This is a genomic window from Methylocella sp. (assembly GCA_037200525.1).
In the GTDB taxonomy this organism is placed as follows: domain Bacteria; phylum Pseudomonadota; class Alphaproteobacteria; order Rhizobiales; family Beijerinckiaceae; genus Methylocapsa.
Map to the genome: position 1 here is coordinate 5,035,704 of JBBCGG010000001.1, position 22,248 is coordinate 5,057,951.

The window sequence follows — 22,248 nt, forward strand, 5'->3', positions numbered from 1 at the left end:
ACAGCATATTTGCGCTGTGTCCGCAGTCGCGCAGGCGAGCGTGCGATCTTTTAATCGCCTTCGAGTCCAAACTCTCTGCGCCAGTCCCGAGTCGGATTAAGATGGCTTTCGCTTGAGGCCGACAGCCAAAAAGCGTTCAAGCATAGCGTTGATCTGATCGGGAACCTCAAGTGTTGAGAAATGTCCGGCGGCAAGAGTCTTCGCAATGACAACTTGCGGACAGAGCTCCCGTAAGCGATTCAGATCCCGCGCCATTTCTATTATCGGAACATCAGCAGATATATATGCCATCGGAATCTTGCAGGCCTCCGCTGCGGGGGTCGGGTCGTAGTTTAACACAGCATTGGCTAAGGCGGAGAAGGCCACATGCTGCGGCGTTTTCTCCATCGGAGGCAGAATGTTTTTTGTAAACATTTCCTCCGTCCGCGCCGGATCGTCGAAGGCGCCGCATAGATCCCAAGCCGACGCCCTCTCGACCGCTTTGTAGTCGGGTCCTTTGATTCCCTCCAACAAACTTCGTATGCCGTCGGCCTCCTTCAACGCTGGCGGCGACATGACGATAGAGTCTATCATCACGATCCCCGAGAAGAGAGCGGGGTGACGCCCAGTTAGTTCGAGAGCGATCGCACCACCCAGGCTATGACCGATCACCACGGGCTTTTCCAGCTTGAGCTGGCGGCATTGCCAGGCGATGTCGTCGGCGAACCCAGCCATGGTATATTCCTGCTTGGGAGCGTCGCTGGCGCCATGCCCGCGCAAGTTAATGGCGACGACGCGACGGGATTTGGCAAAGTGAGCGATCTGAGGTGTGAAGATTGTGTGATCGCCGGTCCAACCGTTGACCAGGACAATCGGCGGGCTTTCTGGAGTCTCCGGGCCGGCCTCGAAATGTGCGAGACGGACACCATCGCGATTCAAAAGAACCGCCTTTAGTTCGCAGTCAGCAGCCATATGCAAACTCCTCAAATTAAACTTCAGATGCGAATGTCCGTGGTTGATCAGGAAAAACCGCGACAATAAGAGGCGGGATGCACTTCGCGTTGCCTACAACTGCCCATCGAGTTTTCTTTCGTGATTGATCCGCCTGGAAATCACAATTTGGCTTAGCGAGCGGCTGCACAGATCTGTCAGTGCGATGAGCTTGGGTTTTTGCCATGAAATATATCAGCGCCGGTCTGTTTGAGCTGAAACGGTGAAAGGTTCGCTCGGGCGGGCAACAAAAAGGTAAGAAATCACGGAAAGAAGCGAGAAGAGCATCATGAACGCGGCCATTGAGAGCGCCGAATGTCCATCAAAAAGAACTGTAACAAGTGCGCTAGAGCCCGCAGCCGCCGTCATCTGGAGGCATATGGCCGCGGCGCTGACAAAGCCTGCAATCTGTGGCAATGGCTGCATAGCCCCGTTCATCGCGTTCGGCGAAATCAGTCCAAAGGAGAGGGCGACCACAATCATAACTGACATGACAAGAGGGATCGGCGTCCAGCCCGCTAGCGACACGGTCAGCAGAAGCGTTGCAGCGACGGATGAGAGCGTCAATCCGATCGTGAGCACGTGACCAGGCGATGCTCCCCAAGCGCTGAATCGGCCATCTAGGAACGCGCCACCCATAACCGCAATTGAGCTCGCTCCGAAGATCAGGCCATACTGATCGGGCCTTAGCCCCATGACGTTCATGAAGAACAGGGAGGAGCCGGTAATGTAGGCGAAGACAGCCCCCGCGCCGGCGGCGTTGACGAGGATATACCCGAGACAGGCACGATGCGTCAGGACGCGAAGATAGTTGCGGGCGATCACCGAGGGCATCAGGCGGTTGGCTGGATCGATTTTGGCGCTCTCGGCGAATCCCAGCGACATTGCCAACAGTAGAACGCATGCCGCGCCAAGGAAGACCAAATATACGATGCGCCAACCGCCAAGCGCAAGCAACGCGGCGCCAACCGTTGGCGAGATCATTGGAACAACATTTACGGCGATGACGACATAGGACATCTTAGCACGCGCGGCCTTTCCATCGAACAGGTCCCGAACAATGGCCATGGGCATCATGCCCGCGGCACCGGCGCCTTGGACGACGCGCCAAGCTAAGAGAGCCGGCAGCGACTGGGCAAGCGCACAGCCGATGCTGGCAGTAATAACAAGCAGGCAACCGAACACCACGACGGGCTTGCGGCCAAATCGATCGGAGACGGGTCCGTAGATGGAAAGGGCCGCGCCCAGGCTCAGCAGATAGACACTCATAGTCAAACCAACCTCTGATGGGGACGCGCCGAGTGCGGCGCCAGTGGCGGACAGGGTTGGCAAAATCATGTCGATGCCAAAGGTTGGAAGAGTAGCGAGAAGTCCCAGCAACAAAGTGAACGCAAAGGAGTTAGGATTAATACGCACGGATCCAACGTCCAATCACAAGCGACCCTCCTGGCATCGCCTGATGGCGAGACCGCCCGCTTTTTTTAAAGCAACGAAGGGTCGGAGTCTTAGGTTACGACTTGATGTCGCAAGGCGAATGATTGGTTACGGTCGTAATTTCAGAAATTTGAAATCCAGAACGCTGAGCGGCGGAGTTCGCCGAGGCCGTCGAAAAAGTGTTAAGTCCAAATAAGCGCGACGGCGCTCCGCGCTAAAACGCCAGTTCGCGAAGCCGCTCAAGCGCTATGGCGCGAAGATTGGCGACCCCGAGCGCTGGGCCTTTTGCGGGGAGGCGCGCGGCCGCGTCTGTGACGGCCGGGAAAGAGCGGCGTGGAATGCGCAATAGCTTTCTGCGGCGCAGCCATGCCTCGCGCTCTGCCGCGTCGCGGGCTCCGCGCAAAACAGATGCCTTCGCCGATCGCCTTCATCGACTGGCCATTTGCATCGCCCCTCGCCGAGCGCCGTCAGCACCTTGAGCGGCCCGACCGCGTCCGGGTTGAAAAGACGCGTTGACGGCAGGCTCCATTGCTGTCTGTTCGGTTGATCATCGAGCATCGGTTACCTCCCCGCCAATAAAGCCCCTACCGAGCTGCCCGGCGTCTCTCGCTTCGTGCCGAGCAGCGCCGCAATGGCGCTCCCGACCGTCGGAGGGTTGAACCCGTGCTGCAGCCATTGGTTGCCGAGATAGGCCTGAATCGGACGGGACATGATAAGTCGTCCGATCGCCGCGGGTGCGGCTAAGGCAGCCGCAACGCTGACGGGACCGGCCACCGCCAGCCCGCCGGCACCCAAACCGCCGGAAAGAAGATGCATTGCATAAGCGCGACCAGCCGTGCTCGAATCGGGCAGCGGCTTGAGCGCAGCTTCGCCCGAGCGCGCCAAATCAGCAAAACCGCCGATGCCTTGAGCGTAATCTAGCCGGCTGTGGCCTTTCGCCACGACGCTCTTGATCTGTGTCGGCGAGACGTAGCCTTGCGCGCCGCCGAAAATCTCGCCCATGCCCGCGCCGCGGCTGGCGTCGGGTAGCACTTGCGGCAAATTCGTATAGTCCGGCGAGCTCACGGCGCCATCGCCCTGCTCGGTAGCATCGGCTTTCCTAATAATCAGACTATGAGTCGCAATGGTCTGACTTTGATCCACATGGCTTTCCTGCGCCCGCGCAATGAACACCGGGAAAGAAAACGCCGCGGCGACGCCCGATACGACCAAACATCGCGTCATCTGACGGACCATTACTTTATGTGTCGTCATAATTCCTCATGTGTCGTCATAATTTCTCCGTATAAGAGTCGATCTGTTCACTCGGTGAGTGGAAATCACTGAATTACAGTTTTCACGAATCGCGTTTCATTGTTGAAAAACAGTCTAGCGAGCGGGGGGGGGCTGGTTAAAGCAAACAAGTTACGAATAAATGTCAATTACAAAAATACTCGTTACATGCGTAATACAACAACAAAAATCAGAAGATCCGTGGGAGTAGACCCTCTCAGGCCGGGAGTGCTCTTTGGTTTCTGAGCGATGCAGCATTTATAACGGAAGCACAGCAGCATGGATGTATTGAAAAGCTATGCGACTGAAAACCCTTGAGAACGAGAACGCGCGGCTAAAGAGGCTTCTGGTGGACGCCATGCGTTGACAATGCTGCGCTGAAAGATTGCTTAAAAAATGGTGATGCCTGCGGCTGAGCGAGAAGCAGTTGGCAGCTTCGATCAGTCTTAGAAATGAGCGAAGGGCGAGTGGCAGTCAAATGTTCCGCGCGCGACGCGATGGAACGAAGGCTCGAGCCGATCGACTGCTGCCGGATGGTGGTTCGCTACTCGATGACCCGCATGGATGACGCCAGACTGCGCGAGCGAACGAAGGCCATGGCCGCCGAGCGCGGCCCGCTCAGGGCGATGCTTTCCCTGGGATTTTCGCAAACCGAAAATTAATCGCGCGGGGCAACGCCAATCAGAGGGTGACCGGTTAGGGGAGGCTGGAGTGAGTACCGGCCTTCCCGGCCACAGCGGCCAAGGTGACGACATTTTGCGGCAGAGCCCTCGCTGTCCGCCCCAATAGCTGATGCCAAAGCGCCAAATTACTGTGTTTGCTAGAAAGAACCGAACTGCAGACCTCACCATTACTAATGGCGCGTCAGGGCTTCTGAACGGAATACGTCTCCGCGTGTCCTTCCAGGACATACCAGCAGTCGGCCAACAGCCCGGTCTTCGTCTTCTCGACGTGGAAGACGCGAATGACATCTGCGCCTTGGCCATAAGCGGCGGAGGGAAACCCCGTGCGTCAGCGAAAGCTCTCAAATCCTAACCGGCGCGACGCGCATCACGGTGTCATCGTGTCAGGGGAGATCGCTGGTGCAAGCGGCAGGCACCCGACAAAACGCGCGCTTTTTGCTGCGCGTCAAAAATCAGTCTCGGCCGACGCGAGCTCGAAATGAGAGCGCCGGCGATAATCTGATCCGCTGATTTTCGTGCTTCGATCCACCGTCGATAGTGTCTCGGGAAATCTACAAAAGAAGTCTTGGGCCTTTTCAATCACGCGCAAGCGGATGGGATTGTACTTGTTGTCTAGCCCCGCGGCTATCTCATCAGAGGAGGCGCTGACAGTCGCAAATGCGACTATCCACCCCCTCGTCGACTGCTCAAACCATTTCACCTCGACTACAGCGGTCTGCTCGTTTTCGAAGAGTTTCACAGTAAATTCCATGCGCCCTCCGATCTCTGACTGATGGGCGAATGAGGGCGAATGCGCATAGTTCCAAAACGAGGGCGCCCAAAAAGACGCCATATTCCCGTTTGCCGTGAACGCAACCGGGTGGGCAACTATAGCCTTGCGCACCCCGGGTGAAAAATATGCTGGGAACGGAGCGCTTCACGAAGCGCGACATACAATGGATGATCAATCTGAACGAGGCATCGATGCTCGGCGCCGACGGCAAATCATGGAGCCTCACATTAAAGATGCCGACGCTTGTGTGAGACGACTATGTGAGACGAAACCAAAAATCAGGCTAGCTTATTGATTTCATTGGCGCGCCCAAGGGGAATCGAACCCCTGTTTTCGCCGTGAAAGGGCGATTACTGCCATTGGCTGCTCCTGCCTGATACCGTCCTTATCCGTATTAACATATTGCAAAATAACGTACTTGTGTTACTCTGTCTAGATCGGTATCGGCGGCTGTCGTGCAAAACATAGCAACGAACTCGTCAACGATTTTTGAGAGGTAGTCCTGTTGGCTCGCCAGAGCTCTTTCAGCAGTCGTGCCAGCCGGTGCGCCCTGCCTGCTTCCGACGCCCCACAATGGGAGGTGATCAGCCCAGGTCTTCGCCTTGGGTATCGTCGCGGGCGCGGGACGCAAGGGCGCGGCGGAACATGGCTTGCCGCCGGCCGCGGCGCTGACGGCGATAGAAAGCAAGTTAAGCTTGGGCGAGCGGATGACCTTCTGCCAGCAGATGGAAAGCGCGTGCTTTCCTGCGAACAGGCAAAAGACGCGGCGCGCCTCTGGCTTAAGAAATTGCGCGCTGGCGGTCCGACTGCCGCCGGACTGACCGTCGCCGGCGTCCTCGATCAATATTTCGACGCTCGAGCCGCCTCCGGCATGAAGTCGATCTATGACGCCAAGTCGCGCGCCGGCGTGCACATCCTGCCAAAGCTTGGGAAGTCGCTTGTCGCCGAGCTTACCGTCGATCAGGTGCGAAAGTGGCGCGACAGCATGGTTGCGGCGCCAAAGACGCTTCGTACCGGCAAATTCGCGACGAAAACCAACACTCGCACGGTTGATCTTTCGGACCCTGAGACCGCACGCCGACGGCGCGACACTGCGAACCGGACGCTTACAACTCTGAAGGCAGCTCTCAATTGGGCGTTCGATCACAGGCTAGTCGATGACGACAGCGCGTGGCGCCTCGTCAAACCATACCGAAGCACGACCTCGTCCCGTATTCGGTTTCTGACCTCGGCTGAACAGCAAGTCCTTGTCGACAACGCGGAGGGCGAATTGCGCGATCTGATCGCCGCGGCCCTCATGACTGGAGCGCGTTTTGGGGAGCTTGCGCGGCTATCTGTCCGCGACTTCGACCCCGTCAACGCATCGGTCTTTATCGCCGAGAGCAAGAGCGGCAAGGCGCGTCATATCCCGCTGACGGCCGGGTGCGTCGCGCTTTTCACTCGGCTTTCGGCCGACAGAGACAGGACAGACCCTTTGCTTCGTCACGTTGACGGCAGATGGAAGCCCGCAGCCTACCATCGAGAGTTTAAGGCGGCCGTCGCGCGAGCCGAACTCAATGACATAACGCTTCACGAACTGCGCCACTCATACGCCAGCACAATGGTCAGGGCCGGCGCGCCGCTGATTGTCGTGGCGGAGGCACTCGGCCATTCCGGCACCCGGATGGTTGAGATGCACTACGCGCACCTCGCGCCGTCCTATGTCGCCGATACGATCCGGCGTACCGCTCCAGACCTGACAGAGAACGCCAATGAAAAATCCAAACAGGGTAACGAAATCCAACGCGGCGAGCGCAGCGCTGATTAACGGGACGCGTGAATTGAAGTGGATCAAATACCCCGCGCTCCTCGCCGCCATGCTCGCGACGGCCGCCTGCGTTTCGCCAGGCGGCGGCGGAACTGAAGCGAACTTCATTGATCCTTCCACTGGTTCGCTCTCGGAGCGTCGCGCGGCTCTGAAGGCTGTAGATGTTGTCGATAGCGCGCCTGCAGGAGCGCGCGACCTCGGCGGCGTGTCCGCCCGGCGTTGCCATCGATATTTCACAGAGGCGGAGCCCTCCGCCTCGAGCCTGATACCGGATTTGCAGATCGCCGCCTATGGGCAAGGCGCAGACGTCATCCGCCTCCTCGGCGTCGAAAAGAAAACGGGACTGCTGGCCGACTGCTGGTACGTGCTGGAAGGGCATGCTGAAATATATAGCCTGCCAAAGCCTCAAGCGGAGCTCAAGTGAGCAATATTCTGAAGAGTGCCGCCTTTCAAATTCATTGGGTGTCTAACCCTTTAGAATTATTGTTTACTCATTCGGAAAAATCGGATGAGGCAGCTCTATTTCGTGTTGAAGCCGAGCAATTTATATAAATCAAAATCTTTCATCCAGGAGACGCTGACACTGTTGCAAACATCGGGAACTTTTCGATTGGCGCGCTGCTTGCTCGGCGCGGAAACCTCCTTGGTGACTACAATACGGCCTTGCCGGGCCAAGCCGTATGCAACCAGAAACGGGTCCTGCCCAACCTTCTCCAACTCACTATCTGTAAGGTTCGGGCCGTAGCCTGTCGTGAGGATGTGCTCGACCAAATCCTGATCTACCTCCTCATCAAGTACGAAGTACTGTTTCACGGCAGCACTGCAAATCCAGTCACGCAACGGCCCTTTCGAGACCGCGATTTCCTGATGAATTTCGAATGGCAGCTTTACCAGATCGGCAGTCGCCTGTACCAGCAACCAGTCCCAGAATTGCGGAACCTGGTCGATGCCGTAATAGTCTTCCTGGGCACGGATCAGCACGTTTGCGTCAAGGAGATGCACTAATATTTTCTCCTGAAGCCGGGTACGACGGCCCCGCGGCTGCTTTCGAACCGTCGGAGAAGAGGCTCCACTGAACCGGGGTTAACGCCGAGGACCTTCGCGGCCTTAGTGTGGCTCAGTTCATTGTTCCTCACGGTCCGGCGTACAAAATCGATCAGCGCGTTGCCGAGCTTAAATTGTTTGACGACGTAATAGGACGGCCCCCCTTCTGTCTCTCTGGCACTGTCCTTATCTCGCAGCTTTAGAGAGCGCCAGCGCGCGGCATAGGTCGCCTGCAGCTCGCGGTAGACTGCCGGCGTGATCCACCCACGCCGGTTGAGCCGGTGCGCCACCATCGGTTCGCTGACGCTCCACGTCGCGGCAATCCTGGCGATCGTACGCATAGCAGCGTCTTTGTCAGCACTATCGAAATCGTCCGGCTTGGCCAGTGGAACGGCGCTGTCCGGTAGCAAGAAGGCGCCGGCCACGTCGTTACAGAATTGCTCAACTTGCCCGACCGGAGTTCGCGGTTCAACCGCATCCGGGTTGCCACTCACGCCAGTCTCGCCAAGCCAGATATGGGTCAATTCGTGGAGTAGCGTAAAGGCGCGTGCCGATTTGGCGTCCTGGTCGTTGATAACGACAAAGGGGGCAATCTTGTCCGCTATCGCGAAGCCCCTGAATACGGTCTCGCTAATAGCTGAGTGATGCGATCCAAGATCGCCGACCAGCAGAACAAACACACCGATTTGCTCGGTCCGGTTGCGCAGCTCGCGGAAAAGATCGTCTGGCGAGCTATTTCTTCCTCGCCGCCGGCGTTCTTCCTCGACGCCGAGGACCTCCGCAATACTGCTGACGACGGCCCCGACGCCGTCCCTGATAGTCATAGAGGCGACGAAAGACAGGGGCTCGGCTTCCTCTTCGTCCTGCAGAAGGCTTTTGACCATCTCTTGCCGGGCACGGATATCGCGCAACAAGGCGTCGAGCATCGCATTTTCGCGGTCCGAGACGGTGTCAGTCAGTGTGCGGAAATCCTCGCCTCTGGCTCCCTTCTGAGGCGGCTGCTTCATGTAGAAGGTGATGAGAGGTCGCCGGTAAACAGTCGCGAACTTAGCAAGCTGGTTCCGCGTTGGAAACTTCGCGCCGGATTCCAGTTCTTCAAGCTTTTCGGCAGCGGAAACCGTCTCGCTCGATGCTATACCAAGCCGAACGGCCGCATCATCGAGAGAAAGGCCTGCGGATTTTCTCGCCCATGCGAGAATGCCCGGATTGATGTTTTCAGCTCTCGCCATCAAGGCATAACCTTACCAAACTTGGATTTAAGCATCCCAACTGTGGGCGAAGCCGCCGTCCCGTCCAGGCCCCTCTTAATAGTTCTGCCCTTCCCGTCCGCAGGGTTAGCGACGCGGACCTTAGCTTTCGGCACTTTCACAGGAAACGGCAGCGCCTTCTCCGCCGCCACTTGTATTAACAGAATTCGAATGGCGTCCGAAACCGTCAGGCCCATGTCGGCCAGCACACTCGCCGCTGCATCCTTGACTTGCGCGTCAATCCGAGCGCGCACTACGCTGTCTGTCGGCAAAGCCGGCTCCTTCCTCGTAGTTCCATTGTAGCTACAAAGGATCAAGGAAGTCCACGCCTCACACGACACTTGCCTGTGATCCTTCCTGACGCGATGGTGCCCGTGATCCGCGTCGCACCTGACAGCAAGCGCGAGAGCTCTCGCTGAAGCACTGAGGCCCCGGCGCCTCTCTGTCACGGCAAGTCCCCGTAACCGACGTTCGGAACATGCCCTTGCTCCCCCAGCATGGTTGGCTCAAGGAGCACTTTTGCCGGCGACGTCATTTTGCGAATGGATTGACAACGGGACAAAGGTGCCGAACTACTTCGCGCTTGACGAAACCTAGCCGTAAGAGAAGCTGACGAAGCGTTAAAAGCACCGATCACACGCGCGCCGGGAGGGGTTTATGGCAGGAAGAAGAAGGACTTACGGGTTCTCGTTTTCCTGGAGGCGCGCGGTGGGAATATCGGCCGCTAAGGGGCGCCTATCACGAAAAATCGGCATTCCGCTGACGAGATCGGGCCGAGAGCGCAAGGCTGGTCGAGCGCTTGGTCCGGCGATTATTGCGGCCTTCGCGGTCGGCATCGCCGTCGCGCCCAAATTCAGCAGCGGTGAGCAGACCTCAGCGACCGAGGCAACCCCTAACAGTCAATTCGTTGAAAAATCAACGGATATCCCGGACACACCTGCCGCCAACGCTGAAGCACCTAATCGGGATATTTCACCTCCCGCGTCTGCTTTGGCGGCACTTCCCACCAGCATCATGCCCTCCACATCGCGCCCTTCTTTCAATTGTGAGAAAGCCTCGAAGCGCATCGACAGGGCGATTTGTGCCGATCCGGAGCTAGCTCGATGGGATTGGCGCTTGGGCGAGGCCTTGAATCGCGTATACGCTCAGCTTGACAAAAACGCGCGGCGACGACTGCGTGACGAGCAACGCCGCTGGATTGTTGCCAGAGAAGTTCGGTGTCAGTCGTCCGCCGCTATGCCAGTTAACGACTGTCTCCTGCAGGAGACAAAGACGCGGACCTCAGCGCTGGAAACGCTCTCAACAAACGCATCGACGCTCGCGCGTGGAGCGCCCGACGTGAAAGATCGCCAGCGGTAAGAGAACGCCGCGCGCGCACAAACCCCCTGCTCGGAGTCTAGAACAAATATTGTTCGCCCCCAGCCAAGAATTTGCAATTGTATTGCGGATAATTGTATTCTGGAGGAGGTTCTTGGCGCGGGGGAAAGTCACGAATGAGCGAGACCACATTCGACCAACGTCCATTCGGCGACGCCGTTTTCGCGGAAAACCCGGAGAACCGATGTCCAGTGCTTCTCCTGCTCGACAACTCGATGTCCATGCGGGGCCAGCCAATCAGCGAGTTGAACGGCGGCCTTCAACTCTTCCGCGACGAATTGTTTGCAGACTCGCTTGCCGCCAAGCGCGTCGAGGTTGCAATCGTGACATTCGGGCCTGTCAAGGTCGAAACCGACTTCACCGGCATCCAACATTTCTATGCCCCAACGCTCGCAGTCGCCGGGGACACACCTATGGGCGCTGCGATCGAGCAAGGTCTGGCACTGTTACATGGACGCAAGGATGCCTACAAAGCGAACGGCATTTCCTACTACCGTCCTTGGGTGTTCTTAATAACCGACGGAGGGCCGACAGACTCCGTTTCCCGTGCGTCGCAGCTTGTTCGCCAGGGCGAAAACGAGAAATCGTTCGTTTTTTATACCGTCGGCGTCGAGGGCGCAAACTTCGAAATCTTGAAACAGATCAGCGTTCGTGAGCCTCTCAAGCTCCAGGGCCTTCGGTTCCGTGACCTTTTCCAATGGTTGTCGGCATCGTTGTCTTCCGTCTCCCGCTCAAATCCAGGCGATGCCGTGCCTCTTGCGAACCCCACCGCACCGAACGGCTGGGCGACCGTGGAATGACGTCGCGCCGGTGGAGCTGGGTTGGAGCCTGCTCGACCGGCACGTCGCACCTGAAAGCCGGAACTGGTTGCGACGATGCAGGGGCGTGCCTTGAAGTCGTTACTCCGAACGGCCCGATCTTGGTTGCGGTGGTGTCCGATGGTGCCGGCAGCGCACACCTATCTAGCTTCGGAGCCCGCATCGTCTCGCGCAGTTTCTGCCGATCGGCCCTCGCGTTCGTCGGTCGAGGAGGACGGCCGCACGAAGTCGGCGCCGAGGTCGTGGCGGAATGGCTTGACGACCTGCGCGACAGGGTCGACCAAGCCGCTCGGCGACGAGCGGAGCATCCTCGGTCCTTTGCGGCAACCCTGATTGGGTGCCTAGTTCACGAGGACCGCGCCGCCATCGTCCACATTGGGGATGGGGCTTGCGCTCTCCGTTTGACCGGAGAACGCGAATGGCGCGTCCCGAGCTGGCCAGCGCAAGGTGAGTACGCTTCCACCACGTACTTCGTGACAGATGACCCCCAGCCGCGGACGACGATTGCCCATGTCGCGGGAAAAGTTGCAGAAATCGCTTTATTTTCTGATGGCCTCGAGCGTCTTGCCCTCGATTTCGCCACAGTGACTGCGTTCGCGCCTTTCTTTGAATCTATGTTCCCTGCCTTGCGCAAGGCTCCGCCCGGGCGGAATCGACTGCTGTCGGCTGACTTACGGGCCTTCCTTGATGGGCCGACGGTTATCGCGCGAACCGACGACGACAAGACTCTAGTTATGGCGCGGCGCACGTGAGCGTCTACACTACCGGCATCGGCGGCACGATCCGGCTCGGCGCAACTCTCGGCAAAGGCGGCGAGGGAACCGTTTACGCTGTCGAAGGCGATCCAAAGCGTGCAGCCAAAATCTATTTGCAGGGCTTCGCCCCAGAGCGCCATGGCAAGGTTGTCGCGATGGTTGACGCCAAGCTGCACGCGTCCACCGACTTTGTGGCCTTTCCTGTCGACACCTTGTTCGACAGGTCGGGGTCGTTCGCGGGTTTCGCCATGCGAAAGGTCGGCGGCCGCAAACCGGTTCATGAGCTCTACTCCCCGACCAGTCGTAAGACTGCCTTTCCGAGCGCAACTTATCCCCTGCTGATCCGCGCCGCTTCGAACGTCGCGCGGGCCATGGCAAGCGTGCACGCGGCGGGCTGCGTAGTTGGCGATATCAACCACTCCGGCGTCCTCATCTCTGATGATGCGACCGCGGTCCTCATAGATAGTGATTCATTCCAGTTCTCCCGCGCCGGTCGCCTCTATCCTTGCGCGGTCGGGGTTCCAGAATTCACTCCGCCAGAGCTACAGGGAAAATCTCTTGGCAAGATCATCCGAACGACTAACCACGATGCGTTCGGACTTGCTGTCCTCATTTTCTACGCGCTGATCATGGGCCGACATCCGTTCGCGGGGCTTGATCGCGGACCCGAAGTTATGCCCATGGACCGAGCGATTGCGGAGTTTCGCTTCGCGTACTCTACGCGGCGGGCAACGACCAAAATGGAGCCTCCGCCAAACGTACCGACACTTGCCGACCTGCCGCAGGCTATCGGCGACGCTTTCGAGCTGGCGTTCGGACCGGCCGGGTTGAGCAGCGCTAGACCGTCTGCCGCGGAGTGGATCGCACTGCTCGACAAGGCCGAAGCGGAGATCGTTCAGTGTTCCCATAGCCAGGCACACCACTATTTCCGTGCTGGTCCCGCGTGCCCTTGGTGCCGGATGGAGGGTGCATATCCTGGTTTCCAGGCGTTCGCGCCGACCTTACCGGTGCGACCGGACGGAATTCCGCTTAATCTTGGGCAACTTATAGCGGCCGTGCGAGGGGTGGTAGACCCGGGTCCCGCACCCGATCTTATGTTGCTGATGCCCCCGGTGGTGGGCTTACGACCGAGCCAATCTATAATCGACTTGCGCAAGGCTCGGTTGATGCGCCGGGCGGGCGCGATCATCGGAGCGTCCATCGCGCTCGCCTTGCTCGCGTCCCCAGGCGTAGGGCCTGTGATTGGTCTTTTTGGCTTAGTGGCGAGCGCCGTGGTCGGCTTCCAAGCGCCGGCAGCGCAAGCGCCGATTCGAAAATCCGCGGAGCAAGCTCGGGCTCGCTGGCGCGACGCCGAGCGCTCGTTTGACCATACCGCGGGCAACGAGCTGTTCCACAAAGTCCGTCAAGACGCCGAGAGCCTAATCCAACAGCTTCAAAAGATTCCAGGCGAAGAAACTCGCCTTCTCGCTGAGCTCGACTCCAAGCGACATACCGCCCAGATGCGCCGCCACCTCGAACGGCACCCCATCGACCGCGTAAAGATAACGGGCGTCGGTAACGCGCGAAAGCTGATACTCAAATCATATGGAATCGAGACGGCCGCAGACGTCGATTATCACCGAATCGTCGCCATTCGCGGCTTCGGACCGTCAAGCGCCTGCACCCTTCTGGCCTGGCGCAGACAGGTCGAGACCGCATTCCGCTTCGACGCCAATCAAGGCGTGAGCCCCCTTGATATAGCAGCTGTGAAATCCGACATCGCTCGGCGGCACGCAGACATGGAAGCGCGCTTGCGTCAGACGACCGCCGCGCTTCAAAAAGCAAGCTCGGATGCGTTCGCGCTGCGGGCCAATCCCCCCAACGCCTCGATCACAACTTGGACGGCCTGGAAGCAGGCGGAGACTGACGAAAAGGAGCTCTCCTCGTCGTCCGCGGAAATCAAGCCACTGGTGGTGTTCACTATCGGAGGCTTGGTCTTTCTGACAGTTGCGTCACAAGTCGGCCGGACGCCGGGGCAATCGGCGGCGGTGCCAACCGCCGCGGTCCCTAGCCAACCGGCGCGGAAGTTTGCGCTCGCCGTGCCCGAGGTGCAGACTCTCAACATGACGCCGGAGCAAGCGAAGTCCGCCTCGCCTAGTCAAGCGGCGCGGGTCACGTCCGTTCCTCTGAACTCGCTTTCGATAAACCCAAGTACGGCAGTCCCCCAACCATCCACCCGCACAGTGGAGGCTCCGTCCGTTGCTCCAGCGCTGCCCGCTCCAGTCGAGGTCAGCGTTATACCCGCAGGGGGCGTCCCAGCGATAGAATCGCCGCCAGCCGCGGCCTCGCTAAACCTGCTCGCGCGAGGTGATGCCGGGCGGGTCCAGGAGCGGCTTAGGGCTCTTGGCTATTTTAACGGCGTCACCGATGGCGTGTGGGGCCCCAGATCACGCGCCGCTTTGGGCGAGTTCCGGCGGACGCAAGGCTTGGGCAACGACGATCTGTGGGACCTAGAGACCCAAGCCGCCTTGATATCAGATCGAGCCGTCCGGGCCGGAAGCGCCCCACTAGGCTCGGGTGTAACCGCAGCCTCCCTCCCTCCACCATCAGGGGCGACGCGCAACCCTCTGAACCGGCCCGATGCCCTTTGGGCGCAGAGCCGCCTTCGCGAGCTCGGCTTCTACTCTGCCGACGGCGACGGCGTCTGGGGGGTCACATCCCGCGACGCACTAAGAGATTTTAAGGCGGTGAACGGTCTGAATGCTGACGACACGTGGGACGCGCCGACGGAGCAGATTCTTTCCGATTCTGAGCAGATACGGGCCGACCAAACATTCCTCGGCGGATGGGCCTCCAACCTTGGAGATTGTGGGAGCGACGGGAGCGCGGCGCCAGTGAGGATCTCATCTCGCCGAGCAGAGGCATTCGGCGGCGTCTGTGAGTTCGACGAGGTGCGACGAGACGGCGCCGGCTGGCGAGCACGCGGCCGTTGCAGCGCCCAGGGCAAGAGTTGGCAGGCCAACATCCAGCTCGCCCTGAACGGCCCGACGCTCACTTGGTCGAGCGAACGGGGCGTAGCTAAGTATTTTCGTTGTCGCTGAGAGTTCCTTCGGACTTCTCGTCGGCTGGTGACGGGAACTAATTGTTGTTTTTGTCCCACCCAACCACGATGCCATTTTCTACCCGAACGCGGCTTCCAAAGCGGTTCTTTCCTATCTGATCATACTTGAATGTTTCCGCAGTCTTTGTCTTGTAAACTCTGTTGTCTTTCGCAACAGGAATTCCCCACGAATCGATCAGCTGGTCCTCGGACATTCCTTGCCAGATCATTTTACCCATTATTTTATCGACGATCGACTCATCTTGATATTTGTCGAAGAGATATCGACGGCGTTTGCTGGTGCGATATTTATTCCAAACTACTATACCGACGACAACTGCGATGATTGCCCCTACGATTTCCACGCCCAGGCCCCCGTCTCCGTTGGCAAGATTTCATTGGTAGTCCTGGATTGCAAGCGATCAAGTGCGTTCGGTCAGGTCTGCGGTTAAAAAGGCGCCCAGTTCGTCGAGCGAACGTTTTTGAAACAGGTAAGGTGGCCTCTCTGGATCGCGAGAAAATCGACACGGCAGGCAAGCGCGCTGCAGATCGCCGTTTAGACGAGCAACCGCGTCGGAAATTCTCCAAAGCAACAATGGTGGAGCTTCCAAGCGCGGCGAATGCGTAACCGCGCCGGTCGTGAGATTCGCCTTTATACGATCGCGAATGGATTGGAGGCGGGCGCAGCCGTATCGGCCGTGCGCGCTGACCCGAATGGATTGAAACCGTTTGCGACGCCGCCCGGCGAGAATGGAGGCGTTATGCCGGGGTTAGCGAGCTTCCAGGCCGCGGCGCCCTTTACGCCGAGACTGCCGAGGCCTTCCGCCAGCGAACCGGCCAGATCCCAACCGTCGCCGGCGTGGCTATCTTGATTGAGCTCGAGGCCCAAGACGCTCGTATCGCCTTGCTTGAAATTGTTGATTTGGCCGATCTTCGCGGCGTCCTGTTGCTGGGCCAACGTATCGTTCTGCAGCACATCGCCGAACGATCGCAGCTTAGCGCCGGAAAGAGCCTGCTGATTGGAGTAACCCTGCGTCACAGCGCGCGCCGCCGCCTCATTGGCTTGCGTATTGGCCGAGCCTCCCGGCGCTTCGTTCTCTGGATTGGCCTGCGTTGGCGCGACGTCCTGCACGAACATGTCGCCGAGCGACTTAGCTTTGGCGTCCTGTTGGCCCTGTAGATTGCTATAGAGGCCGAGCGAATGAGAGTTGACGCCCGCCGCCTCTTGATTAAGAGCATTTTGCGCGGCGAGGTTTTGGGAGAGCGAAGCTGCCGTGGCGTCGGCCACCTGTCCAGCGCCGATCGTTTTCGCTGCAGCGCCGGCGCCACTGAGGGCTATTCCTGCAATGGTGACTGGATCGCACATCTAAACCTCTCCCGTGTCGCGGACCGTTGGATTTGCCGAGTCAGTTAATCGTGTTCGGCGCGTCGGCATTCGAAACCCATGCGTATATGTCGAAATCCTGCCCGGCCTTGCCCCATTTTTTGACCGTTGCTTCGCGAGAGAGGCCAAGCGCTTCAATCCAACTATGGATGCCGTGATAGGACGTCATCGATCCGCATTCGATCCGATGCACGCCAGCGGCAACAGCCGGCGCGAAAACCTCGCGTTGGACGTATTCAGTCAGCGGCGCAACGATCGCGGGAAACTCTTCGGTCGCAAAGAAGAGCAGCGAAACGACGTTCGGCCGAAATCCGATGAGGCCACAGATGGCGATCGGCTTGCCGTCGAGCCCAACGGCGAACACGTCGGCGCGCGAGCCGTAGCGCTCTGACAGCAGACGCGCCAGGTCTTCTCGCGTGTTCATGTGCGATACGGCTTCGAGCTCTTCGAAGTCCCGCGCACGCATTTTTAGCGCGACGTCGTAGACGGCTTGAGGCAGATCAATTTCAAGTTTCATTTTATGGCCGCCTTACAATCGTTAAGGCCAAGCGCGTCCATGAGACTTTGCATGAACGGCGATAGCTTCGGAGGGGTTTGTCGCTGCGCCCAAAGGAGCTTCATATCCGGGTATCGGTCGTTCCACTGCCGGCGGTCGAGCTCAGCCTGCGCGGCAGCGAGTTTGAGTTTCGAATTTAGGCGGACCGCCAGCCGCGCATTAATGATGACTTCCAGTTGGGCGCGGAGCACTTTCACGAGCGCCAAACTATGCGGATACGTCGCCTCCGCCATCCGACAAATGCGCTCGTTGGCCGCCAGGTCGTACGCGCTATATTCGTGATAAGCGGGAGCGGCGGGACCTCCGATGAAGTGCGTCCAGCAAAGAACAAGCGCTTTGAGATTGGCGAAGCCGGACTCGAGCGCTGGCTCGTAGCTCTCGTCAAGTTCCGCCGCGACAACTGGCCGTATCCTGCCGAGCAGTTCGATGATTTCTTCGTAATCGGTGTGCTCGCCCACTTTTCGGTCGGAGGCGTCCTGAGGGATGCGCGGCCCCGCTGAATGCTCGATGATCGCGTCGACCGCTTCAGCGAATGCCTCAATCGGCGTCGCGCAGCCTTGGACTGCTTCGAGCTTCGCCTTCGTGAGCCGCTGCCCCTCGTTGAGATTAAGCGCCCGCGTCAGAGCGCGCATGAAGGGGGTGTGCATTGAACTGTCCATTTGCGCCTCTTTCCTGTGGTCGCTCGCGTACTGAGCGTACGTTTAGATAGGCGAAAAGTCAAGCGCTAGGCCCGAGGCAAATAAAAAGCCCGAGCGTGCGCTCAGGCTTGGATGTTCTCCGGCTTGGATGAAGGGGCAGTTTCCAACTTGGCGAAATTTTCTGCGCGCACTCCCAGCGGAATTCGCCGGCCTTGTCGGACCGTGGGCGGAGGGTGGCCTAGCCCTCGCGGCCGCGCGGCGTGGCGGGAGGTCGCCGCCTAGACCCCCGCAATTAGGCGGCGCCCGCTAACGCGGCGGCATCGCTCTCTTTCGACGCAAGGAAACCTTTTTCGAAGTTCGATCTTTGGCTTGCCGACAGGCCCGCGCCGGAGAACGCCGATAGGGCGATCCCCGCCTCAGCGGCGTGAAAGCCAGCGGAGAAAGCGGAAGAGTCGCGCTTTTCGGCGAACACCGCTTGCAATGCCTCTATGATTGAGCCGCCATAGTACTCCCACGAGGCACCCTGTGAGGCATCAGTCAAAAGCACTCGTCTGGTTCCATCAGGTAGTTCTCCGATATCGAGATCGAGGCATTGGGCGGAGATTTCCCGGATCATGGCCTCGAAGCTAATTCGATCCGCATTGCTTTGAATATCAGTCATTGCGAAACTCTCCTTACGATGAAGCGATTTATCTGGTGTGCAACGGCGATATAATGCGCATTAGTTATGCTATTCGTCAAGCCTTCAAACTAATGTTCTATTATTCACTCAAGTATGTCGTCTGTAGGTCTGCTGTATGTTGACCTACAATACTTAGACGTAAGTTGAGCATCGCATTGATTTACATTGATTGTTGGCGGTATGTTGACCTACAATATCCTCGGCACACGTGGCCTCTGGCGCTCTGCCGGCGCACGAGGCGATCAGCTCGACTGACCAAGGCTTAGGCGCCAAACGTAAGGCCCTTATCCGCGCCGCCCTGCGGGTGGGGATGATAACGCACATCGATCGCCGGCGCGCCCAATCGCGCCCGTATCATGCGTGGGTTCGACAGCGCAGGGGTGCCCCTACCGCCGGATGTTTGTCCTCTGAACACCTTGGCTTAAAGTCTCGTCGGCGACCGGCTGACTTGCGCCGGAATCCACTTTCGCCTTGCCGCGTCTCTCCGATCATCGGCGGAGAGACGGCGGTGCGGTCATCGGCGGGCTGCCTCCGAACTCGATTTGCTCGGCGCTCACATCAGCCGGTAGACGTGTTGCCTCGAAATCCCGAGAGCTTTTGCGATAGCGCTGGCCCCCATGCCCTCGGCCTTCATCTGCTTTGCCCGATCGACGTCCGTCGTCGCTGGCCGTCCCCGATACTTCGAAGGATCATTGGCCTTTGCGTGCGCAATTCCCGCGCGCTGGGCTTCCCTCGTCGCTTCTGCCTGGGCTTCGCCCATCGCGGCCATGAAACCGATCAGCGCATCGCGCACGGCTTTCTGCATTGGGTCAGTAATCGCCCCGTCGAAAGTCATGTTGTTGATCACGGTTTTGACGATAACACCCCGCGCCAAGAGCTCGCGGATCGTTTTAGTCACATCCGCATAATTCCTTCCGAGCCGGTCAATCCAACGCACAATCAGCACGTCTCCGGGCCGCAGTACATCGAGGACGCGGCCCCCTCCGGGACGGTCTGCAAAGAGCGTGTTCACGCCCGAGACGCCCTCGTCTTCGATCGTTCGGTCTATCTTGAAGCCGGCTTGCTCGGCTTGCTGGCGTTGCAGGCCGACGGTCTGATCGCTTGTGCTCACTCGAGCGTAAAGGATGGTCTGGCTCATGGCGTCTCTCGTCGCATTAGGATGGTGTAACCATTACATATCGTCACATATGTCCATAGTCAATCCTAATGCGACGTTTTTCCGTGTTTTTGTCACGTCGCGAGAGGGCATGCCCTAATATGACACTTACCGGCAGCGTGACGCCGGCGCGGTTGACATCGAAGATTGCGAGCGGATTGGGGTTGGACGCGCCAGGGCCGATCGGGGCTTGGGTTCACCGGCGCCATGAAGTAAGCGATAATCCGCCAAATGCTTGGCTACCATCGCGGATCGGTCTAGTGGCCAAAATCTGACATTGTATCCAAGGGCGAGATGTTCGCTCGCGCTCAATTCGCGGCCGTTCAAGACCGACCGGCACTCGGTACAAAGCGGTCATTCCGAACCCGCACATCAGCCAAGGATCCGAGCCTCCTGCACATAGCCGAAGGCGCCCTTGCCCGACCAAGCCCGTCCGTCAGGATAGCGCAATTCTGTTCCGGCGAGGGCCTTCTCATCCGCAAGGCGCACATTGACGCCCATCTGGCTGTTCCCGAACTTCGATATGGCGCTTGCGGTTAAAGTGAAATGTGTCGTTGAACCACAATCTGCACAGAAATGGATTTCTGCAGCCGGGTCTTCCTTGTCTTCCCGGCTATATCCCTTCGTCGTTCCCACGACGCTGACTTCCGAGGGATGGAAATAGGCCCAGCGGGCGCCCGACTTTCTACAAAGAGTGCAGTTGCACTCGTTGATGAAGTCCGGTCGCTTTGGGATTTCGATGCGGACCTGGCCGCAAAGGCAGGAGAGCTTCAACATTCCCAAGTTATATCAGCAGAGCCGATCGCCTGGTAGAGTCCGTTCGATTTCCCACACTGATTACGCTTCCAGCTCGGCTGCGCCAGGATACCAAGCGCCAGGTTTTCACCACTAGCGCGGCGGTATAAGTCTTCGCGCCTCAAACCTCATATCCGCGGCGGCGAGGGAGGCGATCCCCAATGCTGTTCGCGCCGCCTCGCTCCCAATTAGCGCGCGCGCCCATCGGTAGCTCCCTCACTCAAACGCGTCGACCTCATCCTCGTCCGGCGCGCCGCGCTCGGCCCGCGGAGCGCTGGAGGTTGTCGGCGCCCTTTGATGGCGACGGACAATCCGGTTTAGTTCCTCCGCAGTTAATTCCGACAAAGGCTTGTCATCGGCCGCGGCGTCGGTCTTGTCGAACAGTCCCGCCGCCCTGAAAATTGATGTCGCGGCAGTCGCGCGCGCCGGCGCCGGGGCTTTTGGATCATTGCAGACGGAGCGCAAGGCGGCGAAGGCCTCTTCTGGTCTGCCCCCTGAAAAGTGATCCTCCGTGAAGTATGGGCTTATGAGCCTGATGGAGGACTGCGCAATGCCGAGGAAAAGACACAAGGCGGAAGAGATCGTCGCGAAGCTACGGCAAGTCGAAGTGCTTAGCGCGCAAGGGCGACCGGTCGCGGAGGCGATCCGCTCGATAGGGGTGACGGAAGTTACATACTATCGATGGCGGTCGGAATACGGCGGCCTGAAGGGCGATCAGGTGAAGCGGCTGAAGGAGCTGGAGGCGGAGAATACGCGGCTCCGTCGAGCGGTGTCCGATTTGACGCTTGAGAAGCTGATCCTGAAAGAGGCTGCCTCGGGAAACTTCTGAGCTCCGCGCGTCGTCGCGCCTGCGTGGAGCATGTGATCGCCGAACATGGCGTTCCCGAGCGGTTCGCTTGCCGGGTTCTCGGTCAGCATCGCTCCACGCAGCGCAAGGTTCCGACCAAGCCCGATGACGAAGCGGCATTGACCGCCGACATCACGGCGCTCGCCATCCAGTACGGCCGCTATGGCTACCGCCGCATCACGGCGATGTTGTGGGAGCGAGGCTGGAAGGTCAACGTCAAACGGGTCGAGCGGATCTGGCGACGCGAGGGGCTGAAAGTTCCGGCCAGACAACCCAAGCGCGGGCGTCTCTGGCTCAATGACGGCTCGTGCGTCCGGCTGCGCCCGCAATGCCCCAACCACGTCTGGTCCTATGACTTCGTCGAGGACCGCACTCATGATGGCAGGAAATATCGCATGCTGAATATCATCGACGAATTTACCCGCGAATGCATCGCGATCAGGATTAACCGGAAGCTGAAGGCAGCGGACGTCATCGACGTTCTCTCGGACCTCTTCATCTTGCGAGGGGTTCCGATCCACATTCGTTCCGACAACGGCCCGGAGTTCATCGCCAAGGCGTTGCGTGACTGGATTGCCGCCGTCGGCGCGAAGACCGCCTACATCATGCCGGGCAGTCCCTGGGAGAACGGCTATTGCGAGAGCTTCAACTCGAAGCTGCGCGACGAGCTTTTGAATGGTGAAATCTTCTACACTCTCAAGGAGGCGAAGGTCGTCATTGAGCGATGGCGACGCCACTACAACACCGTGCGCCCGCACTCATCGCTGGGCTACAAGCCGCCAGCCCCGAAGACCCTGCAATGGCCGGCTTCGCAATCCGGACCAGCTTCGCCCGCCACGCCAGCAATAGCGCCAGGGCCGACAATGCACTAACATTCAAACTGGATCACCCCATGGGGGCAGGCCAGCTGCACCTGGAGTATGCAAAACGGTC

General features: G+C 58.9%; 24 protein-coding genes and 1 pseudogene. 9 read left to right on the plus strand and 16 right to left on the minus strand.

Annotation, left to right across the window (positions count from 1 at the left end; translation table 11 throughout):
- Nucleotides 1–96 precede the first annotated feature (96 nt).
- From WDN46_24885 to WDN46_24900, 4 genes are all read right to left on the minus strand, one after another.
- Nucleotides 97–951: an alpha/beta hydrolase gene (locus WDN46_24885; protein MEJ0096527.1), complete on the minus strand. Its 855-nt coding sequence runs from the start codon at nucleotides 949–951 to the stop codon at nucleotides 97–99.
- Between the two features lie 213 nt (nucleotides 952–1,164).
- Entirely contained in the window at nucleotides 1,165–2,400 is a 1,236-nt protein-coding gene (locus tag WDN46_24890) for a multidrug effflux MFS transporter (protein ID MEJ0096528.1), read from the minus strand.
- Nucleotides 2,401–2,649: 249 nt separating this feature from the next.
- On the minus strand, nucleotides 2,650–2,961 hold the full coding sequence (locus WDN46_24895; protein MEJ0096529.1) for a GcrA family cell cycle regulator: 312 nt from the start codon (nucleotides 2,959–2,961) through the stop codon (nucleotides 2,650–2,652).
- A 3-nt stretch (nucleotides 2,962–2,964) separates the two neighbouring features.
- Entirely contained in the window at nucleotides 2,965–3,657 is a 693-nt protein-coding gene (locus WDN46_24900; GenBank protein MEJ0096530.1) for a hypothetical protein, read from the minus strand.
- Nucleotides 3,658–3,967: 310 nt separating this feature from the next.
- On the opposite strand from WDN46_24900, the pseudogene WDN46_24905 reads away from it, so the two are divergent.
- Nucleotides 3,968–4,142, plus strand: a pseudogene (locus WDN46_24905) (IS3 family transposase).
- Between the two features lie 30 nt (nucleotides 4,143–4,172).
- Nucleotides 4,173–4,337 carry a hypothetical protein gene (locus WDN46_24910; protein ID MEJ0096531.1) on the plus strand — a complete coding sequence of 55 codons (165 nt, stop codon included), beginning with the start codon at nucleotides 4,173–4,175 and terminating at the stop codon, nucleotides 4,335–4,337.
- Nucleotides 4,338–4,803: 466 nt separating this feature from the next.
- Here WDN46_24910 and WDN46_24915 read toward each other — a convergent pair whose 3' ends face one another.
- Complete coding sequence (locus tag WDN46_24915) at nucleotides 4,804–5,109, minus strand: hypothetical protein (protein ID MEJ0096532.1); 306 nt, start codon at nucleotides 5,107–5,109, stop codon at nucleotides 4,804–4,806.
- Between the two features lie 146 nt (nucleotides 5,110–5,255).
- Here WDN46_24915 and WDN46_24920 point away from each other — a divergent pair, with 146 nt between their 5' ends.
- From WDN46_24920 to WDN46_24930, 3 genes are all read left to right on the plus strand, one after another.
- Entirely contained in the window at nucleotides 5,256–5,381 is a 126-nt protein-coding gene (locus WDN46_24920; protein MEJ0096533.1) for a hypothetical protein, read from the plus strand.
- A 485-nt stretch (nucleotides 5,382–5,866) separates the two neighbouring features.
- Nucleotides 5,867–6,937, plus strand: a complete 1,071-nt coding sequence (locus WDN46_24925) for a site-specific integrase (protein ID MEJ0096534.1) — start codon at nucleotides 5,867–5,869, stop codon at nucleotides 6,935–6,937.
- 13 nt (nucleotides 6,938–6,950) lie between these two features.
- The gene (locus tag WDN46_24930) at nucleotides 6,951–7,361 is read left to right on the plus strand and encodes a hypothetical protein (GenBank protein MEJ0096535.1); all 411 of its coding nucleotides are present in this window, start codon (nucleotides 6,951–6,953) and stop codon (nucleotides 7,359–7,361) included.
- Between the two features lie 95 nt (nucleotides 7,362–7,456).
- Here the strand turns inward: WDN46_24930 and WDN46_24935 are convergent, their stop codons facing one another.
- The 3 genes from WDN46_24935 to WDN46_24945 all read right to left on the minus strand — a co-directional run bounded on the left by WDN46_24935 (nucleotide 7,457) and on the right by WDN46_24945 (nucleotide 9,500).
- Complete coding sequence (locus WDN46_24935; GenBank protein MEJ0096536.1) at nucleotides 7,457–7,939, minus strand: DUF4411 family protein; 483 nt, start codon at nucleotides 7,937–7,939, stop codon at nucleotides 7,457–7,459.
- On the minus strand, nucleotides 7,939–8,907 hold the full coding sequence (locus WDN46_24940; protein MEJ0096537.1) for an ImmA/IrrE family metallo-endopeptidase: 969 nt from the start codon (nucleotides 8,905–8,907) through the stop codon (nucleotides 7,939–7,941). Before WDN46_24940 ends, WDN46_24935 begins: the two co-directional genes overlap by 1 nt.
- A gap of 302 nt (nucleotides 8,908–9,209) precedes the next feature.
- The gene (locus tag WDN46_24945; protein MEJ0096538.1) at nucleotides 9,210–9,500 is read right to left on the minus strand and encodes a type II toxin-antitoxin system RelB/DinJ family antitoxin; all 291 of its coding nucleotides are present in this window, start codon (nucleotides 9,498–9,500) and stop codon (nucleotides 9,210–9,212) included.
- A 1,221-nt stretch (nucleotides 9,501–10,721) separates the two neighbouring features.
- On the opposite strand from WDN46_24945, the gene WDN46_24950 reads away from it, so the two are divergent.
- Genes WDN46_24950 through WDN46_24960 form a run of 3 tightly spaced genes read left to right on the plus strand, consistent with a single transcriptional unit; the run spans nucleotide 10,722 to nucleotide 15,258 of the window.
- Entirely contained in the window at nucleotides 10,722–11,405 is a 684-nt protein-coding gene (locus tag WDN46_24950) for a VWA domain-containing protein (protein MEJ0096539.1), read from the plus strand.
- Nucleotides 11,402–12,175 (plus strand): PP2C family serine/threonine-protein phosphatase, encoded by a 774-nt coding sequence (locus WDN46_24955; GenBank protein ID MEJ0096540.1) that lies wholly within the window; start codon nucleotides 11,402–11,404, stop codon nucleotides 12,173–12,175. Before WDN46_24950 ends, WDN46_24955 begins: the two co-directional genes overlap by 4 nt.
- Entirely contained in the window at nucleotides 12,172–15,258 is a 3,087-nt protein-coding gene (locus WDN46_24960; protein MEJ0096541.1) for a peptidoglycan-binding protein, read from the plus strand. Before WDN46_24955 ends, WDN46_24960 begins: the two co-directional genes overlap by 4 nt.
- Before the next feature lie 37 nt (nucleotides 15,259–15,295).
- On the opposite strand, the gene WDN46_24965 is transcribed toward WDN46_24960, so the two are convergent.
- The 8 genes from WDN46_24965 to WDN46_25000 all read right to left on the minus strand — a co-directional run bounded on the left by WDN46_24965 (nucleotide 15,296) and on the right by WDN46_25000 (nucleotide 21,038).
- A complete protein-coding gene (locus WDN46_24965) occupies nucleotides 15,296–15,622 on the minus strand; it encodes a hypothetical protein (GenBank protein ID MEJ0096542.1) in 327 nt (108 codons plus the stop codon).
- Nucleotides 15,623–15,909: 287 nt separating this feature from the next.
- On the minus strand, nucleotides 15,910–16,623 hold the full coding sequence (locus tag WDN46_24970) for a hypothetical protein (GenBank protein ID MEJ0096543.1): 714 nt from the start codon (nucleotides 16,621–16,623) through the stop codon (nucleotides 15,910–15,912).
- Nucleotides 16,624–16,663: 40 nt separating this feature from the next.
- Complete coding sequence (locus WDN46_24975; GenBank protein ID MEJ0096544.1) at nucleotides 16,664–17,158, minus strand: hypothetical protein; 495 nt, start codon at nucleotides 17,156–17,158, stop codon at nucleotides 16,664–16,666.
- A complete protein-coding gene (locus WDN46_24980) occupies nucleotides 17,155–17,856 on the minus strand; it encodes a hypothetical protein (GenBank protein MEJ0096545.1) in 702 nt (233 codons plus the stop codon). Before WDN46_24980 ends, WDN46_24975 begins: the two co-directional genes overlap by 4 nt.
- A 271-nt stretch (nucleotides 17,857–18,127) precedes the next feature.
- Complete coding sequence (locus tag WDN46_24985; protein ID MEJ0096546.1) at nucleotides 18,128–18,496, minus strand: hypothetical protein; 369 nt, start codon at nucleotides 18,494–18,496, stop codon at nucleotides 18,128–18,130.
- A gap of 574 nt (nucleotides 18,497–19,070) precedes the next feature.
- On the minus strand, nucleotides 19,071–19,655 hold the full coding sequence (locus tag WDN46_24990) for a recombinase family protein (GenBank protein MEJ0096547.1): 585 nt from the start codon (nucleotides 19,653–19,655) through the stop codon (nucleotides 19,071–19,073).
- Nucleotides 19,656–20,045: 390 nt separating this feature from the next.
- A complete protein-coding gene (locus WDN46_24995) occupies nucleotides 20,046–20,450 on the minus strand; it encodes an aldehyde-activating protein (protein MEJ0096548.1) in 405 nt (134 codons plus the stop codon).
- A 234-nt stretch (nucleotides 20,451–20,684) separates the two neighbouring features.
- Entirely contained in the window at nucleotides 20,685–21,038 is a 354-nt protein-coding gene (locus WDN46_25000; protein MEJ0096549.1) for a hypothetical protein, read from the minus strand.
- Here WDN46_25000 and WDN46_25005 point away from each other — a divergent pair.
- A protein-coding gene (locus tag WDN46_25005; GenBank protein MEJ0096550.1) for an IS3 family transposase occupies nucleotides 21,019–22,187 on the plus strand; the annotation gives its coding sequence in 2 pieces (ribosomal slippage) (nucleotides 21,019–21,283 and nucleotides 21,283–22,187; 1,170 coding nt in all). The two genes, WDN46_25000 and WDN46_25005, sit on opposite strands and share 20 nt — an antisense overlap.
- Nucleotides 22,188–22,248 lie beyond the last annotated feature (61 nt).

What these genes read in the sequence shown, in the direction of transcription:
- WDN46_24910 (MEJ0096531.1), top strand. Translation starts at nt 4,173, where the DNA reads ATGGAACGAAGGCTCGAGCCGATCGACTGCTGCCGGATGGTGGTTCGC.
- WDN46_24985 (MEJ0096546.1), bottom strand. Translation starts at nt 18,496, where the DNA reads ATGACTGATATTCAAAGCAATGCGGATCGAATTAGCTTCGAGGCCATG.
- WDN46_24995 (MEJ0096548.1), bottom strand. Translation starts at nt 20,450, where the DNA reads ATGTTGAAGCTCTCCTGCCTTTGCGGCCAGGTCCGCATCGAAATCCCA.
- WDN46_24940 (MEJ0096537.1), bottom strand. Translation starts at nt 8,907, where the DNA reads ATGCTCGACGCCTTGTTGCGCGATATCCGTGCCCGGCAAGAGATGGTC.
- WDN46_24990 (MEJ0096547.1), bottom strand. Translation starts at nt 19,655, where the DNA reads ATGAGCCAGACCATCCTTTACGCTCGAGTGAGCACAAGCGATCAGACC.
- WDN46_24970 (MEJ0096543.1), bottom strand. Translation starts at nt 16,623, where the DNA reads ATGTGCGATCCAGTCACCATTGCAGGAATAGCCCTCAGTGGCGCCGGC.
- WDN46_24885 (MEJ0096527.1), bottom strand. Translation starts at nt 951, where the DNA reads ATGGCTGCTGACTGCGAACTAAAGGCGGTTCTTTTGAATCGCGATGGT.
- WDN46_24975 (MEJ0096544.1), bottom strand. Translation starts at nt 17,158, where the DNA reads ATGAAACTTGAAATTGATCTGCCTCAAGCCGTCTACGACGTCGCGCTA.
- WDN46_24920 (MEJ0096533.1), top strand. Translation starts at nt 5,256, where the DNA reads ATGCTGGGAACGGAGCGCTTCACGAAGCGCGACATACAATGGATGATC.
- WDN46_24900 (MEJ0096530.1), bottom strand. Translation starts at nt 3,657, where the DNA reads ATGACGACACATAAAGTAATGGTCCGTCAGATGACGCGATGTTTGGTC.
- WDN46_24980 (MEJ0096545.1), bottom strand. Translation starts at nt 17,856, where the DNA reads ATGGACAGTTCAATGCACACCCCCTTCATGCGCGCTCTGACGCGGGCG.
- WDN46_24950 (MEJ0096539.1), top strand. Translation starts at nt 10,722, where the DNA reads ATGAGCGAGACCACATTCGACCAACGTCCATTCGGCGACGCCGTTTTC.
- WDN46_24955 (MEJ0096540.1), top strand. Translation starts at nt 11,402, where the DNA reads ATGACGTCGCGCCGGTGGAGCTGGGTTGGAGCCTGCTCGACCGGCACG.
- WDN46_24915 (MEJ0096532.1), bottom strand. Translation starts at nt 5,109, where the DNA reads ATGGAATTTACTGTGAAACTCTTCGAAAACGAGCAGACCGCTGTAGTC.
- WDN46_24895 (MEJ0096529.1), bottom strand. Translation starts at nt 2,961, where the DNA reads ATGCTCGATGATCAACCGAACAGACAGCAATGGAGCCTGCCGTCAACG.